Genomic DNA, 17,190 nt, shown 5'->3' with positions numbered 1-17,190 from the left:
AGCACTATGTTAACAAAAGAGCAACAGATCTTTTTCAGAAACGAGCTATTAAGTAATCTGGATATAGAAAAACTGGATAAGATTCAAAGTGAAAGGGATAAGCTGATTGACGAGCTTGTTCAAATCGTTTATCAGGTTTCCGGTTCCAATAATATCTATATTACTTCCGTCGATGCACACTTTATGGCATCGATGATCGCCGATGAAATCGACGGTTACGGGCCGTTACGCGAGTTGATGAACGATGAAAGCGTTAACGATATTCTGGTAAACGGCCCCGATAATATCTGGGTGGAACGAGCCGGTATTCTGGAGAAAACCGATAAAACCTTTATCAGCAATGAGCAGTTGACCGATATTGCCAAGCGTCTGGTGGCTAAAGTCGGTCGACGTATTGACGATGCTTCACCGCTGGTGGATTCCCGACTGCCGGACGGCAGCCGTCTGAATGTGGTGGTACAACCTATCGCACTGGACGGAACTTCCATTTCGATTCGTAAATTCAGTAAGTCGAAAAAATCCCTGCAGGAACTGGTGGATTTCGGTTCTATGTCGCGTGAGATGGCTAATTTTTTAATTATTGCGGCCAGATCAAGAGTCAATATTATTGTGTCCGGGGGAACGGGTTCGGGTAAAACCACCTTATTAAATGCGCTGTCCAATTATATTTCTCATCAGGAACGGGTAATTACTCTGGAAGATACCGCCGAGCTACGTTTGGAGCAGCCTCATGTGGTACGTCTGGAAACCCGTCTGGCCGGGGTGGAACATACGGGCGAAGTTACCATGCAGGATTTGGTAATCAATGCGTTGCGTATGCGACCGGAGCGAATTATCGTCGGGGAATGTCGTGGTGCGGAAGCTTTTCAGATGCTGCAGGCCATGAATACGGGGCATGACGGCTCCATGTCAACGCTGCACGCAAACAGTCCGCGCGATGCCATTGCCCGTTTGGAAAGCATGGTAATGATGTCGAATGCATCGTTACCGCTGGAAGCCATACGGCGTAATATTGCCTCTGCGGTTAATATTATCGTACAGGCTTCCCGCTTAAATGACGGCTCCAGAAAGATAACCAATATTACCGAGTTAATGGGTATGGAAAACGGCCAGGTGGTATTGCAGGATATCTTTACTTATCAGCCGAGCCAATATCGCGATATGGAAGGGCGCATTATCGGTAAGTTTATGTCGCACGGCTTATTGAACCGTTCCGCTGTTAGCCGAAATGCTCAGATCTTTAATCTCAGTTCAGAATTACAGAGTATTTTTGAGGAGGTTGAATGACCCTCTTTTACTATTTGATCTTCGGCTTCGGCGTATTATTACTTATTTATACGGCGAGTAATTTTTTTGCGACGCGTAAAAAAATTCACCAGCGTGAAGATGCCTTTAACCGCGGTCTGACAGGGTTCTGGAACGGAATAAAATTTCGTTTAAAACTCTGGCGCTATTATTTTGTTTCGGGGGATAACAAGAATCTGGGTAGAAACATACTGATCAGCATTATGCTCTTTTTTGTATGCTTCTTTTTGAACCAGGAATTTATCCAATTGGATCGGATGATCTTTTTAGCAGCCTTTCTGTTGCTCTTTGTGGTTTTTATTTGGAAGAAAGGGCAACGCCGTAACCGCAAAATCTTTGAAGATAAGTTTCCCGAAGTTATTCAGATTCTGAATTCGGCCACTTCCTCCGGTGCCGGTTTGCTACAGGCATTGGGGCATTGCGGTCGGGACATTACCGGGCAACTGGGTGAAGAGTTTAGAAATATTCACCGCCGTTTGGCCATTGGTGAAGAACCTCATTCGGTATTTGAAGACAGCTATAGCCGTTATCCCTACAAAGAGTTCTATTTCTTTATCACCATTATCCGCATAAATTTGGATAAGGGCGGACAGGTACGTGAAGTTATTACCCGTTTAGGTCGGGTAATCGCCGACAGTAAGAAAATGGATAAGAAAAAGAAAGCGATGACCTCGGAAGCCCGTATATCCGCCATGATTGTCGGTGCCTTCCCGCTAATCTTTTCTATCATAATGAAATTTACCATGCCGGAGAATTTCGATTACGTTATTAATGATCCGAACGGACGCATTATTCTTTATTACGTACTCGGCAGTGAAATTTTAGGCATGTTAATTATCTGGTGGTTAATGAGGAAATCCACATGACCTGGAATTTATTTATATTCTATATTGCGGTGATTTTATCCGGAATTCTGATTTTAACCGCCGCACTTTCGGCCAAAAAGAAACTGGAAAAAAATAAAGAGTTTCTGAACGGCGAACGACCGAAAGAAAAAAACAGCAGAGATATTCAGCAAAGTAAGAATAAACAACAGGCGGAACTGGAATTATTACTGGTAAATAATAATCCGCTACTTAAAACCTTAGGTATTCTGGATAAGAATTTTAAGTTAAAAATGTTGTTAATATTTTTACTGTTGGGTATTTATTATTTATTTAACCGTAATGACGATTTTATTACATTGGTTATGATCGGTTCGATAATTTTTATTGCGGTTTTTCTTATTCCGGGTATATCCACAGGTACCATTTTAAAGAGAAAAATCAAAAAAATTATGGTGGATTTGCCGGGGTTTGTGGATCTGGTTGCAGTTTGCGTACAAACCGGGTTGAGTATTGATGCGGCGCTGAAACGCGTAGCCGCTGACTTTGAAACCCTAAATCCCGATCTGTCTTATGTAATGATGCGTATTATCCGCAAATCCGAAATTATCGGTCTTAGTGCCGCATTACAGGATCTGGCGATTTCTTTGCCGACCAAAGAAGTCCGTATGTTTTGTACCGTATTGCAGCAGAGTCTGAATTTCGGTTCTTCTATTTATGGGCAATTAACTCAGCTATCTGCGGATATCCGTGAATTGCAGTTATTGGCCATTGAAGAGAAATTAGGAACGCTCGCCGCCAAAATGAGTATTCCTTTAATTGTCTTTATTATGTTCCCAATCGTTATTTTAATTTTAGCACCAGGTGCAATGAGGGTCTTTCCACATGTTTTCTAAATCAGTTAAAAAAGTTTTATTTCTGGGTTTTATTATTTCATTATCCGCCTGTTCCGGCTTAGGTAAAGCGCCGACACAAGATAGTTTTAGTGCGAAAGAAAAGCTGTATGAAAGCACCAGAAATTACGGCGGTTTGGTTTCCTTATACCGTGATGCGTTAAAAGCCAATGATGAACCCCTTACCCGTTATAAATTAGCCAGCAGCTATTATAAGAAAGGGGATAATAAATCTTCCCTGCTGTATTTGTCGCCGTTATTAACGGCACAGAATCCCTTGGAAGAAAAAGCCGGGGTGTTACAAGTCAGAAACCTGATTCAACTGCAGGAATATGATAAAGCTATTTCCGCCGCTAACGGTTTAATCGGTAAATATCCGAAAAACGGCGAAATCTATAATTTACGCGGTATTTCTTTTGCTCAAGTGGGACGCTTGGCAAATGCTAAAGATGACATTATCAAAGCAAGAGAATTATTTATTGATGATGTTACCGCCATTAATAATCTTGCCATGCTGAGTATTATTAACGGCGATTACCGTAATGCCACGGAAATCTTATTACCGCAATATCTAAACGGGGTTAAGGATCCGCGTTTAATTCATAACCTGGTTTTCGCCTTGGTGAAGAATAACGATACCGACTATGCTTTAGATATTATCCGCAAGGAACGTTTAAATACTTCTCCGGAAGATCTGATCGCCTCCTTAAAACAGGCGGAACGCATCTTACCTATAGGTGAATAACTCAATTAACAACCAGAGTTTAGCTATGATAAAAAGCCTGAAACAAATGCTGAGGCAGCCGCAAGGCGTTTCGACCGTAGAATTTACCCTAACGATCGGAATCTTTTTTACCGTGGTGTTTATTATTTTCGAATTAAGTCGGTTTGCGGTAATTTCCGCCTATTGGGATTTGGCCGTAACCGAAAGCGTCCGCATGGTGAAAAACCAGCGGGCGCCGAATAATGATTATGCCGCCTTATTTGAAAAAACATTACTTGAACAGCGTAGAAATTTGGAAAACGGCACCATCGCTCTATTGGGTGAAAAGCGTAACAGCCTGAAGGTTGATGTTAAGTATGCGGATACGGTGGCGGATTTAGCCAATGAAAACTTCAGGCAGCCGCGCATTGTTAAGGGACAACAGGTTCCGCCGAGCGGGCGTAATGCCAGTTTGGCGCTCTACACCCTGGAATATGGTTATAGCCCCTTGATTCCGCTGCCGTTTTTGCCGAGAAGCTGGACAAATCATCTGCTGGAAAGAAAAATCGTTATGGTACAAGAATATGAAAGATCGCAGTTTCAATACCAAAATTAATTGTTTTTTACGGCATAGACAGGGTTCGGTAACTATCGAATTTGTATTTATGCTGATTATATTGGCCGTTATCTTTGCCTTTATGGCGGATTTGGTATTTGTGCGTTCTACGCTGGGTAAGTTGGATAACGCCTCTTATTCTTTAGTGAACGTATTGCGCGAGCGCCAGCAGCTATATGAGGGAGATGAAGCGATTTCCGCCAATGATCCCCTGAATAACAGCGATTTTATCACCTTTCGCAGATTGGCGGGTAAGATGCTGAATAATGATAGTAACAGCGATGTGATGATTGTGCTGGAACAACTGACGTTTACCGATGTGCGCCCGGGGCGACAGCCTCGGCCCCTTTATACCCGGATAGGTACTGATGACAGTAAATGTCGGCCGGCGAATCCGCTTAATAGGCTGGAAAATCTGTCGCCGCGCTCGGAAATTAACGGCGAACGTAAGATACCGCTCTATCAGGTTACCCTTTGTACCGAAACAGGCAGCGGTTTATTCCGGGCATTATTGTTAAAAGACGCTTCTAAGTTAAAGGGTGTGCTGCGTTCCAGCTCTTTAGCGGTTGCCCGTTAATCTAGTAAAGGAATATCAAATGAAAAAAGGATTTTATTTCACCGCCGCATGCTACCGTGCCTGGCGGCAATTCTACAAAAATGAGCGAGGGGTTTATACCGTATTGATGGGGCTGCTCGGCTTTGTATTAATAGGCTTGGTCGCCCTTGCTGTGGACGGTTCCGGTCTGCTATTGGATAAAGCTCGCTTTGTACAGGGTATGGAGCAGGCGGCCTTAGCATTGGTGGCGGAAAATAACGCCAATCGAGAAACCAAGGAACACAGCGATATCAAACGCCAGAGTGATCCGAATAGAAAGTTGAATCTTAGCGAACGGCAGGATAAACGTAATAAAGAGTTAATCGCCGGTATAACGCGGGTTTATTATTTGGGCAATACCTATCGCCCGGGTAATAGCAAGGTGAAGGACGATTATCAGTATCAATGCGACTTTGTTCTCCGTAATGACGGTACCGAAGGAAGATCCGTTGCCTGTGAGGTTGCGGGGAGTTTCGATCGTCCTTCCTGGCTCTATTTAAAAGATGCCCCTTTATCTTTTGAAAAAACCAATAAAATTTCTTCCGGCGCTATTTATGCCCAGAAAAATCGCGATGATGTGGCGCCTCTGGACTTAATGCTGGTATCGGACTTTACCGGTTCTATGAGATTTAATGTTAATGGCGGAAAAGATGGTAAATCAAAAATAGATATTCTGAAATCGGTGGTTAGAAATTTAAGTGATGATTTACTGGATGAGAAAAAAGCGGAAAGAGAAGGCAGAGCGATTAGCCCTTATAACCGAATAGGTTTTACCGCTTTTGCTTTTGGCGCACAGCAGGATAGTTCTAGTTACTGCGATTTGCCTTATCTGCTTTTGCCGAGAAGTAAACGTCCCGGCAATGTTGCGGACAGTGATTTGCGAGAGTATGCGCGTTCTTCGGCTGCCGGACAATATGGTCCTTATCTGCTTGAAAAAAGTATTGATTATCGGGCAACCATAGAAAATATTGATAAATTTTCAGGTAAAACGATTAGCTATCCGCTCAGTATTCCGAAAGGCGATAGATGTCTATTCAACGATAATCGAGCTACCACTAGGTATTGGTACGGTCAAAAGGATTTAAATTCATTAAAAAATACATTTTCCTCTTTAAGTGTGAATGGGGCTACTTTAGCCAGTTCCGGTATTTTGGTGGGGGCGAATTATTTAATGGATGTGAATACTGATCCTAAGGCGCAGCCTAGCGAATTAAAAACCAATACGCAGCGGATTTTATTGATTCTATCGGATGGAAAAGATGAGCTAAATGCAAGTGCAACTAAAGATTATGGTGAGCTTTCCATTACCCCTAAATTGATTGAAGGCGGAATGTGTAGCAAAATCCAGAAAAAATTGGATAGTTTACAGGATCCTAAATATGCACAACGGCGCAGTCGCGTAGCCTTTGTTGCCTTCGGTTATCCGCCGGAAGGCCGACAGAGAGATGCTTGGCTACAATGTGTCGGTAAACATTATTACCGTGCCGATAATGAGAAAGAATTATTGGACGCTTTCCGCCGTATTATCGGTCTGGAAGAAGAAGTGGGCCATTCCCTGAATAAAAAACCGAAATTCAGTAGACGTTAATGCCTTAACATCGGCAGATCCTTTCCCGAAGAGCGGTTATTTTCGGGAAAGTTTTTTGCCGCTATCTCCTTTAATACTATGTTAAAACGATTCTATCGCTATTTAGCGCAGCGCTTTTTCTATCTGTGGTTACTGTGGTTTTCCTTTCTCACCGTAGTTACTTCGCCGGAAAAAAGTATTTATTATGCGGTGCTAAGTACTTATATTTTGTATTATTTGTTATATGTCGCGAATAAAAGATTTTTCTTTATTGCGGTGATGATTATTACCCTCAGCCTGTGTTTATATTATCCGGTTTATTTACGCTACAGTTCATTAAATTCCGGTATTGTGGCGGCTTTTTTCGAAACCAATCCGGAAGAATCCTTTGCCTTTATTAAAGAACTGGATTTATCGCATTTTGTTATTCCCCTATTATTTTTATTATCCGCCGTACTCTTATTTAGACTGGAAAAATATAATAAACCGGCGCAGGATAATAAAAAAATTCTACACGGCGTTTTATTTGTAGTATTAATTTTTAGTATTGTATGGATACCGATAAAGTCTTATTTTAATCAGCAGAAAGGGTTGGAACAGGCAAGGTGGAGTTTAACCGATTCGCCGGTGAACCTGGTTTCGTTTTATGCGAATATTTACGCCAGTATTTCCGGTTATTATCAGGAAAAACAGGAACTGGAAAATGTAACTCATATTACCCCACCCTGGAAAATTTCTGCAGTGAATCCACAATACCGCAACTATGTTCTGGTTATCGGTGAAAGCGCCAGAAAGGATTGGATTTCAAGCTACGGCTTTAATTTACCCACCACCCCGTTTTTAGACGGGAGCAAGGGCTATATTAACAGCGGGTATATTGCCGCCGCTCCCGGAACCTACCATTCTCTGCTTTATTCCTTGTATTTTACCGATCCGAAAGTGAAGAAAGTAAATTATGCCTATAATATTATTACCCTGGCCAAAGCTGCCGGTATTCATACGGTTTGGTTATCTAATCAGGGGCGGATGGGAAAATATGATACCGTAGCAAGCAGAATAGGGGCTTCGGCGCACCGCCATCAGTTTACTAAGGTGGGTGCCTTTAATATGGGCGGCGTTGATGATGATAAATTGGTGGAAATGCTGGAACAGGAACTGGCTTACCAAACCCCGGAGGCAAACAGGTTATTCGTTTTGCATCTAATGGGCTCTCATGCGAATTTCTGTGATCGGGTAAATAATAAGATCAGCATTGAGTTTATTAATAAATCTCTTTCCTGCTATGCCAGCAGTATTTTGAAAACCGATAAGCTGATTGAAAAGGTAATCGGATTATTGCGGCAGAAAGATGAGAGTTATTCCTTACTTTATTTTTCCGATCACGGATTATCTTATGTAGATAAAGAATCCAAGGAAAAACTGAGCTTGGATCATGGCTGCGAATTTAAACAAAATTACGAAGTCCCCTTTTTCAAACTTTCCAGCGACGATACCCGGCGGAGGGAGGTAAATGTTCGGCGCAGCGGCATGAAATTTATTTATGGTTTTGCCCAATGGTTGGGGATTCAAACCCAGGAACTGGCGGATTATGATTTCTTTTCCGATCAAAACGATACGGAGATTAAAGTGTTTAACTTTGAAAAAGAAATTTCTTTTGACCAACTGAAAGAGGATATTTTGCCGGACTATCGCTAAGGGTCGTTAAGTTAAAAAATAAAGGATTAATCCTTAGGGATTAATCCTTTATTTATATTATTGCAGCCTCTAATTCGTTTTTAGCAGATTCCAGTAGCGCTCATAAATATCCACCGCATCACCCACATCGGCCTGAAAAATACCTTTTTTCACTTCTTCTTCCGGTGGGAATAATAACGGATTTTGCACATCTTCCGGCTTCAGCAGTGCTTTGGCACCTTTATTCGGCATAGAAAAGCCCATGCGTTCGATAATAATTTTGGCGTGTTCCGGACGTAACATAAAATCGATAAATTTATGGGCGCCTTCAATATTTCTGGCATGTTTCGGAATACTGTAATTATCCATCCAGAAAATCGCCCCTTCTTTCGGATAAACGAATTTAATATCAGGATTTTCCTTGGCGGCCATATAAGCGGAGCCGTTCCAGATCATACCTAAATCTACCTCGCCCTGAATATAAGGCAGCTCCGGCGTATCGGAATTAAAGGCGGCGACATTCGGCAGTAATTTCGTCAGTCGCTCGTAAGCGGCTTTAATTTCGGCAGGATCCTTGGTATTCGGCGACTTACCGTCCAGTAATAAGGCAATATGGAAAATTTCGCGTGCATCTGCGGTTAGCAATACTTTGTTTTTAAACTGCGGCTTCCATAAGTCCGCCCAGCTTTTTACGCTTTCCGGATCTATTACAGATACATTGACGGCAATGCCGGTTAGTCCGTACACATAGGGTAAGGAATATTTATTTTCCGGGTCGAAATCCTTGTTCAGCAGATTTTCCGGAATTTGATGCAAATTTTTCAGTTTGCTCTGATCCAGAGGCTGCAACATACCTTCTTTCGCCATTTTAGCTACATAGTAACTGGAAGGAAAAACCAAATCGTAGCCGGATTTATCGGTCGTCAACTTAAGTTTCGAGTACATTTCTTCGTTACTTTCGAAAGTGGAGTAATTGACTTCGATACCGGTTTCTTTAGTAAACTGCGCGACTAAATCCGAGGGAATGTAGTCTGTCCAGTTGTAGATATAAAGCTGTTCGGCGGCCAGTGCAGCGGTTGCAAACAAGGCGTTGGCCGAAATAAATAAAGCTTTAAGCGATTGACTGAGTATTTTCATTTTTAACCCTTTGAAAGTGCAGTGATTTTTAGGGACTGGCCCGTTTGTGCAGGCGAAGTACGGAAAAACCGATTGCGGCACGCGGCAAGAATAGCATATTTTTTATTTTTCTGCTTAATTTCCGCCGGATAGCCCTTTGTTACACGGCGTTGCGATAGTGTATTGACATATAAGGCTACGCGAGTAAGATGGCGCAAAATTAGCAAAAAAAATTTATTATGCTGGCATTTTCACATCAGGAACATATAGATACTTATTATTATCACACTCGTAATATTTATTTGCGTCAGCCGGAGTTACGCGAAAATCTTAGCTGCGAGGTTTGTGTTATAGGTGCAGGCTTGGGCGGTTTATCCGTTGCCTTGGAACTGGCCGAACAGGGCAAGAATGTTATAGTACTGGAGGGCGCCAGAATCGGTTTCGGCGCCTCCGGACGCAGCGGCGGACAGGCGATTAACGGTTTTGAAGACGGTATTGATGAATATGTGGACGAATTGGGAATCGAAACTGCACGCAAGCTGTGGAATATGTCCCTGGAAGCCATAGATATTATCGATCAGCGGGTGGCGAAATACGCTATTCAATGCGACTGGAAAAAAGGCTATGCCACCCTTGCCTTAAACGAGCGACGCCTGCAAGATTTAATTGCGGCGGAAAAGGCGGCGGAAGATCTGTTCGGCTATAAGAATATGCAGCTGTGGGATAAGGCGCAATTGCAACGGCATTTAGGCAGCGATATTTACTGCGGCGCCCTGTTCGATAGCAATTCCGGTCATCTACACCCGCTCAATTATTGCTTGGGTTTGGCGAAGGCCTGTTTAGATGCGGGGGTGCGGATCTTTGAACAGTCGCCGGCAACGGATATGCGGATTGGCGCCGATAAGGTAAGGATAAAAACCGATCGGGCCGAGGTTCGAGCCGATCATCTAGTGCTGTCTACCAATGCTTATATTACGGCATTACCCAAACGCCTGCATAAAGGGACGGCGAGAACCGTGTTGCCGGTGGAAAGTTTTATTATTGCCACCGAACCCTTGGATCAACGTACCGCCGATAGTTTGATTAATAACGGTATGTCTGTTTGTGATAATAACCTGTTGTTGGATTACTACCGTCTGAGTGCGGATAACCGCTTGCTGTTCGGTAGCGATTCGAGCGGTAAAGCCAATATGAAACAGGTAATGCGGCGTAATATGCTGAAGGTTTTCCCTCAGTTGGAAGATGTGCGTATTGAGTACGGCTGGGGCGGCCCTATCGATATGACCATTAACGCCAAACCTCATTTCGGACGTATCGCCCCCAATGTTTATTTCGCCCATGGTTATTCCGGGCACGGTATTGCCCTTACCGGCCTGGCGGGACGGATTATCGCCGAAAGCATTCTGGGCGACGATCATCGCCTGCGTGTATTTGAAAGTTTGAAAGTTCCTGTGGTGTATGGCGGTAAATGGATTAAACGGGCGGCAACGCTGGTGGGAATGAACTATTACCGCTTCTTGGATAAATACCGTTAATCCCAATTGCCCCTTGTATGCGGGTACGTCGGTTTGGGGCGCAAAGCACGGCGTCCCGGCAATAGATTCGTACTTCTTTCCGGAAAATTAAGAGCCTCTCTGTAGGGACGCCATGCAGGCGTCCGAGATCAATCCAATCCGCTGGGGTATAAAAGTGCGGTGATTTTTGAGCAAGTTTTTTGGGGAACGAAATATATTTGATTCGAACGGAAGGAACGCCGTGCCAGCGCCCTTCTATTTAGATGATAAAGATTACAGCGGCAGGGTACGATCCGACAGTACGTTTTTCATAACCAGCGTCGAGCGTAGACGGGATACGTTGGGCAGTGCGGAAAGTTTGTGATCATAGAGTTTCTGGAAGCTGTCCAGATCCTTGGTAACTATATGCAGCATATAATCGGGATCGCCGAATAAGCGTTGCGCCTGTACGATTTCCGGTATATCGGACAGAGCGTTTTCAAATTTATTTACGCCGTCGCTGGCCATTTCTTTCAGGGTAACAAAAATAATTGCGGCAAAACCCAAACCTACTTTGCTCGGATTAATATTAGCCTGATAGCCGTTAATCACCCCGGATTGCTCCAGAGATTTTACCCGCCGTTGGCAGGGGGAGAGACTGATATTTACCGCCTCGCTCAGTTCGGTTAGCGAGATTCTGCCGTTTTTCTGCAGTAGCGCAATAATTTTCTTATCTATCTTATCCATACGCAATAATCTTCCAAAATAATTCGTATTCTAACAAAAAATCGCAACAACTTCCCGTTAAAAAGACATTATGATAGGCGGCAGTTAATCTCTCCGCCGGAGAATAGTATGGCACATGAATATTTACTTAGCTTTTGGATTTTGTCCCTCTCGCTGGCAATCAGCCCGGGGCAGGACTGGGCCTATCTGATTTCCGCCAGTATCAAACGCGCCACCTTACCGGCTTTAGGCGGTATTTTAGTGGGTTATCTGGCGATTACCTTGTTGCTTGCTTCCGGACTCGGTGTTAGTGTTGCCGCTCACCCGGGCATCTTAACCGCTATGACCTATGCGGGAGCGGGTTATTTGATTTGGCTCGGTATTCAGAGTTTACGCCACCCGGCTACTATTGATTTAAATAAAGCCTTAAATGTGAGTAGTCGCAGAAAATGGTTTTATAAGGGAACCCTGGTCAGCGGTTTGAACGTTAAGGGGTTATTATTGCTTATGGCGGTGCTGCCTCAGTTTACCAGTCCTTCTTTTAGTTGGTCGTTGCCGATGCAGATTCTGGTACTGGGTCTGATTTTTATCGCCAACTGTGCATTGTTTTATTCTTTTTTCGGTTTCGGCACCGGTGCCTTACTGGCTTCCCGCCCCGCCTATGCCAAGGGGGTCAGTCGTTTTTCCGGTATCGCAATGTTGGTTGTTGCCGGCGCTTTGCTCCTCTCCACCTTTTAAACTCGCCAAAGTATCTGTCTTTTTTTACCTTTAATGAGGTAGGGGTTTTGATTTAAATCATAAACCCCTGTGGGAACGGAAAAAACTTCTTTGTAATTGTTGTTAAATAACCTAGTATTTTACTCGGTTTATTGTTCGCATTCATTGTTGCGGATACAGCAAGGGGGAAATATGTCATTGGCACAACGTACTATTATTGATCTTGCCGTCAGCCTGCCGGCGGCGAATACGCTTTTTCAACAATTAGGCTTATCTTTATATCGGGACGGTGAAAACACCTTAGCCGAGGTGATTCAACATAAAGGCCCGGCGGCAGAAAAAATAATGGAAAAACTGACCGCACTTCAGCATGAGGCGCAAAGCAAAGGGCTTGATCCTAATCTCGAACCCTATGGGGAACTGATTGCACATATTCTTCAGCGTTATCACCAATGCCATCGGCAGCAGTTGGCGGAGCTGATTGTTCTGGCGGAGAAAGTGGAACAGGTTCATCGGGAACATGATGCTTGTCCGGTAGGGCTGACCGAGGCGTTGCGCGCGGTGGAACATGATCTCGGCCGGCATATGATGAAAGAGGAGCAGATTTTGTTTCCGATGATTCGCGCCGGACAATATGCCATGGCCGCAATGCCCATTAGAGTGATGGAACATGAGCATGATGAACACGGCAGTCATATTCAGACCCTATATGATATGACCGCAGATTTTACGCCGCCTGCCGACGCCTGTAGCAGTTGGCGTACGCTATATGCCGGAATTAAAACCTTTGTAGAGGATTTAAGCATGCATATTCATACGGAAAATAATATTTTGTTTAAACGTGTTGTAAATGAAGGCAGATAAGCGTAAAGCCCGGTATATCCGGGCTTTCGGCATTTCTGAGGCGATATTCGCCATGGGCTTATTGCCCGTTATTATTTATTCACAGTTCGTTAGCGGCATTATCAAACCAGCTTTCCAGAATCAGACAGGCGGAGATGCCGTCGATTTTTCCTTTATTCAGGGCGCGATAACCGCCGCGTTCGAAAATTTCGCTGCGTGCCTGCGTGGTGGTCAGTCGTTCGTCCTGCAGAATAACCTTAATGCCGAAGCGGCCTTGTAAACGGTTGGCAAATTTTTTGGCGCGCAGCGTTAAATCTTGCGAGCTACCGTCCATATTCAGCGGTAAGCCCACCACTATTACATCGGGCCGCCATTCGCGTAGGCATTTTTCAATCTGATTCCAGTCCGGGATACCGTCTTGCGCTTTAAAGGCAGGTAACGCCTGTGCCGTGCCGGTGATACTCTGACCGACGGCACAGCCGATGCTTTTGGTACCGAAATCAAAGGCCAGTGCGGTAATTGCCATTAGCAGTACCCGGCCTTATCCGCCAAATTATGATACTGGAAGCCCAGTAGCTGTTGCGCTTCCAGCCAGCGTTGTTCGCAGGGAACATCGAATAAAATTCGTTCGCTGGCAGGTACTACCAACCAAGCGTTATCGGCGATCTCTTCTTCCAGTTGATCCGGTTTCCAACTGGCGCAACCGAGGGCAACCAGATATTTTTGCGGTGAATCCGGCGTGCCGAAGGTTTCGATCACATCGGCAGATGTGGTCAGATTCAGATTATCCGTTACCTTATAGCTGTTCTGAAAAGGCTGTGCCGTCGCCGTATGCAAAATAAAACCGCGTTCCGTATTTACCGGCCCGCCCGCCAGCACATAGCCTTCGGGATAGGTTCGCCCGTCCGACATCATAAAGTTCAGTTTCGCCGCCAATTCGGTGATACTGAGATCCGTCGGCTGATTCAACATCAAGCCCATTGAACCCTGTTCGTTATGTTCGCAAATATAAATAATCGAACGCTGAAAATAGCTATCGTCCAAATTGGGCATGGCAATAAGAAAATGATCCTGAAGTTCCATATTTTTTCTTCCGAGTAATTTATCAATCAAATAGCTTAACTTGCCGACCTTTGTGGCCGACGCGAGAGAACAAAAGGACGGGTTATAAATCGCCGAAAAATAGCTGCAAGGCGGAGATGGCAGCTAACGAAGCGGTTTCCGTGCGTAGGATACGTTTTCCTAAACGCACGCCGGTAAACCCTTGTTTTTCCGTTTGTTCGATTTCCTGGGCGGACAGGCCGCCTTCCGAACCGATAAGCAGACGAACGCCCTGTGCGGGAATATGGGGTAAGGTTCGTACCGAATATTCGGCGCGAGGGTGCAGATTCAGTTTCAGCGTACCGTCCTGTTCGGCACACCAGTCCTGCAGTTTCATCATCGGACGGATTTGCGGAATCAGATTACGTCCGCATTGTTCGCAGGCGGATATGGCGATTTTACGCCATTGCTGAATTTTCTTTTCCATGCGTTCGGCGTCCAGTTTCACCCCACAGCGTTCCGACCATAGCGGTGTAATCAGGCTGACGCCAAGCTCAACGGATTTCTGTATGGTGAATTCCATACGCTCTCCCCGTGAAATTACCTGACCGAGATGAATTTTCAGCGGGCTTTCCCGATCTTCCTCCCGGCATTCCAGAATTTCCGCTTCCACCATTTTTTTATCCGCTTGGGTAATGCGTGCCGGATAAATATGGTTGCTACCGTCGAATAATTCAAGCATTTCTCCCGCCTGCATACGTAAAACACGGCCTACATGATTGGCGGCCTCCGAGCTCAGGCGGCAGAAACGGGCGTCGGTTAAGGGTTCGGGATGATAAATGCGGGGAATTCTCATAATGCCTCACAGGAAAGTTTATTTCGAATCATAACAGAAAAGCGAGCGGCGGAATATGTGAAAAACACAGGGACGGGATATTTCGCCTAAAGGTTATGATTTTGGCTGCGGGTCTGTTAAAATGCCGCTCGAAAGGATTGGGTGAAAAAGTTGAGAGAGGAGCGAGGCATCGAAAACTGGCAACGGGGTTTTGTCCTGCACTGCAGAGCGCACGGAGAAACGAGTTTACTGGTTGATCTGTTTACCGAACATCAGGGGCGGCTGTCGGTGATTGCAAAAGGCGCCAGAGCTAAGCGCTCGGTGCTGAAGTCCGTATTACAGCCTTTTACTCCCCTGCTGTTACGCTGGAGCGGGAAGGGCGGCTTGAAAACCCTGACTAAGGCGGAAGCCGCCGCACTTTCGCTGCCTTTACAGCATACCGCCCTGTACAGCGGCTTTTATGTAAATGAATTATTGTGCCGGGTATTGGAGCAGGAAACCGCCTATCCGCAGCTTTTTCAGGACTATTTGCAATGCCTGACCGGGTTAGCCACGGCACCGCAAGCGGTGGAGCCGGCCTTGCGTACCTTTGAATTCCGTTTGTTAAGAACCTTGGGTTACGGCGTGGATTTTTTACATTGCGCCGGTTCCGGGGCGGTTGTGGAGGAGAATATGACCTACCGTTACCGCGAGGAACAGGGCTTTATCGCTTCTTTGATTAAAGATAACCGCACCTTTTACGGACGCGAACTTTTGGCTTTCGAGCGCCTTAATTTCAGCGACGCTGAAGTTCTGCAGGCGGCAAAACGTTTTACCCGTATGGCGCTGAAGCCCTATTTGGGCGGGCAGCCGCTGAAAAGCCGGGAATTGTTTACGCAGAATATTCTGTATTTAAAATAGCAAGTTAATAAGAGCATGGTTTTACTTTATACCCCGCAGAAAACGGCTAAATCCGGGTCGATGCCGGTCGCCGAAATCTTCGCACTGGATTATCAGGGTTTAGGCATTGCTAAAATCGACGGCAAAATATGGTTTGTGGAAAATGCCCTGCCCACGGAAAAAGTGCAGCTGCGCGTGATTGAAGAAAAGCGGCGCCACGGTTTTGCCGCCAGCCATCGCATTCTGCGTGCCAGCGAAGTTCGGCAAGCGCCGAAATGTCGCTATTTCGAACAGTGCGGGGGTTGCCAGGGGCAGCATATTCCCATCGAAATGCAGCGCCGCAGCAAACAGCAAGCGCTGGTGCAGCAGCTGACCGAATTACAGACCGAGCCTATTGAGGTAATGCCGATGATCTGCGGCGAACCTTGGCAGTATCGTCGGCGTTTGCGTTTAAGCATTATGTACAATGCCAAAAGCCAAAGTCTGGATATCGGCTTGAGGCGCAAAAACAGTACTCAGATTGTTAATATTCAGCAATGTGAAGTAATTGTTCCCGAATTAAATCTTTTACTCCCCGAACTGACCGCACTATTACGCAGCTTTTCCGCTCCCCGCCTGCTTGGACATATTGAACTGGTGGCCGCCGATAACGGTATTGCCATGTTATTGCGTCATCATAAAAACTTAGCCCCAAAAGACCGCACTTTACTGCTGGATTTCGCCCGTGAGCGCGGGATAATGCTGTTTGTGCAAGATGATCGGCAGCTGAGCAGGATCACTGAAGCTAATCCCCTTTATCGCCTGCCGCCGGCATTGGAGCTTAATTTCGATATTCGCGATTTTATTCAGATTAACGCTGAACTGAACCGCCGTATGGTCAGTACCGCACTGGACTGGTTGGATTTGAACCAAAGCGATAATGTGTTGGACTTATTCTGCGGTATGGGCAACTTTACATTGCCGCTGGGGCGTCGGGCGAAGTCTGCGATCGGTATCGAAGGGGTCGAGGCTATGGTTGAAAAGGCGCGTATTAATGCCGAACAAAACCAGTGCGAGAATGTCAAATTTTATCGGACGGATTTGGATAAATCCTTTGATGATCAGCCCTGGGCGGCTTGCCGGTTTGATAAGATTCTATTAGACCCGCCCCGCAGCGGTGCGGCTTTTGCGTTGAAGGCTCTTTGCCGCTTACAGGCGCGGCGGATTCTTTACGTATCCTGTAATCCCGCCACATTGGTGCGCGACGCCGCATTGTTGTTGGAGGCGGGTTATATTATCCGGCGCACGGCGATGATCGATATGTTTCCGCATACGGGGCATTTGGAAAGCATGACGCTTTTTGTCAAGAAAGAATGAGGAAAAA

Annotated in this window: 18 protein-coding genes; 13 read left to right on the top strand and 5 right to left on the bottom strand. The window is 45.3% G+C overall.

Translation table 11 applies throughout. From position 1 onward, the window contains the following. Positions 1-6 precede the first annotated feature (6 nt). From EDC45_RS06380 to EDC45_RS06345, 8 genes are all read left to right on the top strand, one after another. On the top strand, positions 7-1,287 hold the full coding sequence (locus EDC45_RS06380) for a TadA family conjugal transfer-associated ATPase (protein ID WP_133544639.1): 1,281 nt from the start codon (positions 7-9) through the stop codon (positions 1,285-1,287). Beyond that, the gene (locus tag EDC45_RS06375) at positions 1,284-2,171 is read left to right on the top strand and encodes a type II secretion system F family protein (protein WP_133544637.1); all 888 of its coding nucleotides are present in this window, start codon (positions 1,284-1,286) and stop codon (positions 2,169-2,171) included. The genes EDC45_RS06380 and EDC45_RS06375 overlap by 4 nt, the downstream gene beginning before the upstream one ends. Next, entirely contained in the window at positions 2,168-3,025 is an 858-nt protein-coding gene (locus tag EDC45_RS06370; protein WP_133544635.1) for a type II secretion system F family protein, read from the top strand. The genes EDC45_RS06375 and EDC45_RS06370 overlap by 4 nt, the downstream gene beginning before the upstream one ends. Next, complete coding sequence (locus EDC45_RS06365; RefSeq protein ID WP_133544633.1) at positions 3,015-3,767, top strand: tetratricopeptide repeat protein; 753 nt, start codon at positions 3,015-3,017, stop codon at positions 3,765-3,767. The genes EDC45_RS06370 and EDC45_RS06365 overlap by 11 nt, the downstream gene beginning before the upstream one ends. Positions 3,768-3,792: 25 nt before the next feature. Beyond that, positions 3,793-4,341, top strand: a complete 549-nt coding sequence (locus EDC45_RS06360) for a TadE/TadG family type IV pilus assembly protein (protein WP_133544631.1) — start codon at positions 3,793-3,795, stop codon at positions 4,339-4,341. Then, the gene (gene tadF, locus EDC45_RS06355; RefSeq protein WP_133544629.1) at positions 4,310-4,918 is read left to right on the top strand and encodes a tight adherence pilus pseudopilin TadF; all 609 of its coding nucleotides are present in this window, start codon (positions 4,310-4,312) and stop codon (positions 4,916-4,918) included. Before EDC45_RS06360 ends, tadF begins: the two co-directional genes overlap by 32 nt. 19 nt (positions 4,919-4,937) lie before the next feature. Further along, positions 4,938-6,524 (top strand): TadE/TadG family type IV pilus assembly protein, encoded by a 1,587-nt coding sequence (locus EDC45_RS06350; protein WP_133544627.1) that lies wholly within the window; start codon positions 4,938-4,940, stop codon positions 6,522-6,524. Between the two features lie 78 nt (positions 6,525-6,602). After that, entirely contained in the window at positions 6,603-8,198 is a 1,596-nt protein-coding gene (locus EDC45_RS06345; protein WP_133544625.1) for a phosphoethanolamine transferase, read from the top strand. Between the two features lie 69 nt (positions 8,199-8,267). On the opposite strand, the gene EDC45_RS06340 is transcribed toward EDC45_RS06345, so the two are convergent. Further along, a complete protein-coding gene (locus EDC45_RS06340; RefSeq protein ID WP_133544623.1) occupies positions 8,268-9,314 on the bottom strand; it encodes an extracellular solute-binding protein in 1,047 nt (348 codons plus the stop codon). Positions 9,315-9,532: 218 nt separating this feature from the next. On the opposite strand from EDC45_RS06340, the gene EDC45_RS06335 reads away from it, so the two are divergent. Then, positions 9,533-10,828: an NAD(P)/FAD-dependent oxidoreductase gene (locus EDC45_RS06335; RefSeq protein ID WP_133544621.1), complete on the top strand. Its 1,296-nt coding sequence runs from the start codon at positions 9,533-9,535 to the stop codon at positions 10,826-10,828. A 252-nt stretch (positions 10,829-11,080) separates the two neighbouring features. On the opposite strand, the gene EDC45_RS06330 is transcribed toward EDC45_RS06335, so the two are convergent. Next, positions 11,081-11,533: an Lrp/AsnC family transcriptional regulator gene (locus tag EDC45_RS06330; RefSeq protein ID WP_133544619.1), complete on the bottom strand. Its 453-nt coding sequence runs from the start codon at positions 11,531-11,533 to the stop codon at positions 11,081-11,083. A 108-nt stretch (positions 11,534-11,641) separates the two neighbouring features. On the opposite strand from EDC45_RS06330, the gene EDC45_RS06325 reads away from it, so the two are divergent. Together EDC45_RS06325 and ytfE are read left to right on the top strand one after the other, a co-directional pair. Further along, the gene (locus EDC45_RS06325; protein WP_133544617.1) at positions 11,642-12,250 is read left to right on the top strand and encodes a LysE family translocator; all 609 of its coding nucleotides are present in this window, start codon (positions 11,642-11,644) and stop codon (positions 12,248-12,250) included. Positions 12,251-12,421: 171 nt separating this feature from the next. Continuing rightward, complete coding sequence (gene ytfE / locus EDC45_RS06320) at positions 12,422-13,093, top strand: iron-sulfur cluster repair protein YtfE (RefSeq protein ID WP_133544615.1); 672 nt, start codon at positions 12,422-12,424, stop codon at positions 13,091-13,093. A gap of 79 nt (positions 13,094-13,172) precedes the next feature. Here the strand turns inward: ytfE and ruvX are convergent, their stop codons facing one another. From ruvX to rsmE, 3 genes are all read right to left on the bottom strand, one after another. Continuing rightward, on the bottom strand, positions 13,173-13,598 hold the full coding sequence (gene ruvX, locus EDC45_RS06315; RefSeq protein WP_133544613.1) for a Holliday junction resolvase RuvX: 426 nt from the start codon (positions 13,596-13,598) through the stop codon (positions 13,173-13,175). Then, positions 13,598-14,155 carry a YqgE/AlgH family protein gene (locus EDC45_RS06310; protein ID WP_133544611.1) on the bottom strand — a complete coding sequence of 186 codons (558 nt, stop codon included), beginning with the start codon at positions 14,153-14,155 and terminating at the stop codon, positions 13,598-13,600. Before EDC45_RS06310 ends, ruvX begins: the two co-directional genes overlap by 1 nt. An 82-nt stretch (positions 14,156-14,237) precedes the next feature. Further along, on the bottom strand, positions 14,238-14,969 hold the full coding sequence (gene rsmE / locus EDC45_RS06305) for a 16S rRNA (uracil(1498)-N(3))-methyltransferase (protein ID WP_133544609.1): 732 nt from the start codon (positions 14,967-14,969) through the stop codon (positions 14,238-14,240). Positions 14,970-15,137: 168 nt separating this feature from the next. On the opposite strand from rsmE, the gene recO reads away from it, so the two are divergent. Then, complete coding sequence (gene recO / locus EDC45_RS06300; protein WP_208107253.1) at positions 15,138-15,848, top strand: DNA repair protein RecO; 711 nt, start codon at positions 15,138-15,140, stop codon at positions 15,846-15,848. Positions 15,849-15,863: 15 nt separating this feature from the next. Continuing rightward, positions 15,864-17,183, top strand: coding sequence for a 23S rRNA (uracil(1939)-C(5))-methyltransferase RlmD (rlmD, locus tag EDC45_RS06295; protein WP_133544607.1), 1,320 nt, complete (start codon positions 15,864-15,866; stop codon positions 17,181-17,183). Positions 17,184-17,190: the final 7 nt, after the last annotated feature.

This window comes from Mesocricetibacter intestinalis, from assembly GCF_004363295.1.
In the GTDB taxonomy this organism is placed as follows: Bacteria; Pseudomonadota; Gammaproteobacteria; order Enterobacterales; family Pasteurellaceae; genus Mesocricetibacter; species Mesocricetibacter intestinalis.
This window is presented reverse-complemented; position numbering and strand designations above follow the sequence as displayed.